Origin of the sequence: Vreelandella aquamarina (assembly GCF_020075495.1) — a bacterium.
In the GTDB taxonomy this organism is placed as follows: domain Bacteria; phylum Pseudomonadota; class Gammaproteobacteria; order Pseudomonadales; family Halomonadaceae; genus Vreelandella; species Vreelandella aquamarina_A.
In genome coordinates, this window is the sequence record NZ_JABYQT010000023.1 from 1 (window position 1) to 2,843 (window position 2,843).

Sequence of the window (2,843 nt, forward strand, 5' to 3'; positions counted from 1 at the left end):
GCGCGATTCTCAGCTTCTGAAATACCATGTTGTTGTTCAGGTTCTTTTCCGGCGCCGGCTGTTCGCCTTCACGCTTGCCGCGCTTGTGGCTGATGAAGCCATTGAGAAACGCCGCCAGATCCACATCGTCTTTTTAAGTCTTAACTGCCTTACCGTCCAACATCCGCCGCAGCCCTGCCAGTTTTTGGCGCGCTGCGGCGTTTTCTGTGCGTTTTAGGGCTTCGGGTAGGCTAGCCCCCAATACTTTGGCGATATTGCTCGGATAGGGCTTTCTCGCGCCCGCAATGCGGGTTTCTGCTTCCGCTACGGCTTCTGCCCCGTAGGTCTCTATCAGCCATGCGGCTGTTCGCCTGTCGCGTTCGTTCTCGGTAATCATCGGCTCATTCCCCATCCCCTGCTTTGGGTTCGTTTGTGTCGTTGGCTTATCGTTTGGCTAGTTGATTCAAGATTTCGCTCTGCCGTTGCTGTATTTCGCTCTGCCGCTCTAACTCGGCTGCCAAGCTCGCTAGCTGCTGCGCTAAACTCGTGTTTTCCTGCTCTAGCTCTGCCAACCTTTCGCCCAAGTGCGTTAAGGCTTTCATCATTCGCTTCTCGGTCGCTACGCATACCCGCGTTGCTTTGCTGTTCTCGACTGGGCAATTTTCCAGTGTCAAACCTTTGGTCTTGGTTTCCAACAGGTCTAGGGTGCGCTCTGCTTCGGCTCTCTGCTGTTTCAAGTCGTCCAGCTCGTTCTTGACGCTCCATATCGCTATGAACAGCCCTGCTATGACTATCAACCCTGCCGCCGATATACCTAGCAAGCTCCACAGATAGGGCTTGAATACTGCCTTGCTCATGCGTAACTGCCGAGCGTTTATATCGGCGGTTATTTTCTGCTCGCTTTGCTTCAATGCCTCGTTGATATTTTTCCGTAACGTCTCTAAGTCTGCTTTCGTTTGTTGCTCTATGCTGGCGGCTTCGGTGCGTGATGTCTGCTCGAAGGTCTTCGCCAAATCGGAAATCTTGCTCATACAGTGCGCCTTTCAGTCGGATGTTGCGCCCTTTTGGGTCCGGGTTCTTGATGCTGATGCTGCTGATGGTCGCTCGTGATATTTCAAAACCTACCTTTTCCAGCGTTTCCAGCACGTCTGCGCGGCTTTTTAGCTTGCCTGATAGGGCTAGGGCTTCTAAGCCGTCTGTGATGCTCTGTGATGCTCTGTGCGGCTTCCTGCGTGTTTCTCGGCAGGTCTTTGGCTTGGGTCATGCTCTGCCGTTTGGCGGGGTCGTCTGGGTCGCTGTATCCGTGCGTCAGGTTCTGCATGGTGCGCCATGCGTCCACTCTTCCTCTGTCGGCGGCGTAGTAGTAGGGCTGTAACCGCTTTCCGCTCAAAAGCTCGATGTTCGGTATCACGAAGTTGAGTTCCAAACGCCCTTTGTCTCGGTGTTCTACCCATAGGCAGTTGTATTGGTCTTTGTCCAAGCCTGCAAAAATACACTCTTCGAAGCTGTCCATCAGGGCGTGTTTCTGTTCGGCGGGGATGTTGCTTTCTTCAAAGCTCAGGCAGCCGGCGGTGTATTTCTTGGCGTAATCGCTGCTGTTTATCAGGGCGGCGGTTTCTTCGGGGTCGCCGCGTAATAATCTGGCTTCTTCTCGGTCGCGGTCTTTGCCTAGAAGATAGTCTATCGGACCACTCCCGCCGCCTTTCCCCCTATTGAAAAACTGCACAATCATTGGGACTGCCATCCGTTCTTTTCTTTGGCTAAAAAATCCCGTAGGGAATTTAAGGAACGTTCCAACGCTGCCAGCTCGGTCGTCGCCTTGAGTGCTTCCACATTGCCCAACGTGCCGACCTTTGCGGCGGTGTTCAGGGCCTTGGCTATTTGGTTCAGGTTGTTACCCATGCCTGCAAGGACGCGCACGACTTCGGGCGGGAATTGGAATTTGACGGTTTTTTTGTCGGATGCTTTGCCATCTTCCAAAACCCGCTCCCGAATGTAGCGGGCTAAATTCGGATGGGTCTTCTGTCGGGTCAAAGTCTCAAACTCGGTCGGGCTGACTCGGATGATGAGTTGCTTTGTTCGCTTTTCGGCGGCACTCGAACCTGTCAAAAGGGCAAAATACCCCTGTTTTTGACTGCTTTCTGCTCAAAAAAACGGCATTTCATCACGGCATTTCGCCGATACTCCATGAAGAACTCAGGGAAGAACACGCACGCCGCCCTGTCGGAACTGGTTTCATGTTTCCCCCAAAACGCCGCCCTGCTGGCCGGCTTAGGTCGCGCTGCTGCGCTCCAAGCTTTACCGCTTCGCCTGCTGGCTTCGCTAAATTGCGGATTGGAAAATTTTGAAATAAGAACCCCTATCGGGCTGTTATCTGATTATGGTTATTTTGACATAGTTGTATCATCTTAAAAACAAGCATACAATCTGCAAATCTTAGACAAAGCAAAACCCCCGCCAAACGCCAATCTGCACGGGGGTTTCGAGATACAACATGAGCCAATTATACACCCAACCCGACCTCTTCTTGCAAGAACGTATCCCACACAAGCCATACTGCAAAGATTTCAAAGAAGCGCCTATGCTGGTGCGCTCTTACGCTGCCGCCATCAAACGCCGCTACATCCAAGTCAATCCGCCGCATCTGCGTGTGTTTATGCTCTTTGACTTGGATTACGAAGGGGCGGGGTTGGCTTGGGAAGACAATAATCTGCCTATGCCTGCTTGGGCGGCAATCAACAGGGAAAACGGCGGCGCACACCTTGCCTATGCGCTTTCCGCGCCTGTGCTGACGGCGGAATACGGTGGGAGACAAAAAGCCCTGCGCTATCTTGCTGCACTTGAAGCAGCATATAAGGCGAAAT

General features: G+C 52.7%; 6 protein-coding genes and 1 pseudogene. 2 read left to right on the top strand and 5 right to left on the bottom strand.

From position 1 onward, the window contains the following. The 5 genes and pseudogenes from HW452_RS17240 to HW452_RS17255 form a co-directional block, all read right to left on the bottom strand. Positions 1 to 121: pseudogene (locus HW452_RS17240) on the bottom strand (DUF1456 family protein); the annotation flags it as partial. Between the two features lie 12 nt (positions 122 to 133). Next, positions 134 to 376 (bottom strand): cryptic plasmid protein A, encoded by a 243-nt coding sequence (locus tag HW452_RS17775; RefSeq protein WP_417651374.1) that lies wholly within the window; start codon positions 374 to 376, stop codon positions 134 to 136. 46 nt (positions 377 to 422) lie between these two features. After that, positions 423 to 1,010: an MbeB family mobilization protein gene (locus HW452_RS17245; protein WP_003692168.1), complete on the bottom strand. Its 588-nt coding sequence runs from the start codon at positions 1,008 to 1,010 to the stop codon at positions 423 to 425. Between the two features lie 83 nt (positions 1,011 to 1,093). Beyond that, positions 1,094 to 1,711: a relaxase/mobilization nuclease domain-containing protein gene (locus tag HW452_RS17250; RefSeq protein WP_003692170.1), complete on the bottom strand. Its 618-nt coding sequence runs from the start codon at positions 1,709 to 1,711 to the stop codon at positions 1,094 to 1,096. Beyond that, positions 1,708 to 2,088 (bottom strand): MobC family plasmid mobilization relaxosome protein, encoded by a 381-nt coding sequence (locus HW452_RS17255; RefSeq protein WP_014580441.1) that lies wholly within the window; start codon positions 2,086 to 2,088, stop codon positions 1,708 to 1,710. Before HW452_RS17255 ends, HW452_RS17250 begins: the two co-directional genes overlap by 4 nt. Between HW452_RS17255 and HW452_RS17260 the strand changes: the two genes are divergently transcribed. Further along, a complete protein-coding gene (locus HW452_RS17260; protein ID WP_025455849.1) occupies positions 1,993 to 2,391 on the top strand; it encodes a hypothetical protein in 399 nt (132 codons plus the stop codon). The two genes, HW452_RS17255 and HW452_RS17260, sit on opposite strands and share 96 nt — an antisense overlap. Positions 2,392 to 2,473: 82 nt before the next feature. Beyond that, positions 2,474 to 2,843 (top strand): replication initiation protein (locus tag HW452_RS17265; RefSeq protein WP_224107334.1); only part of this gene is annotated, 370 nt, incomplete at its 3' end.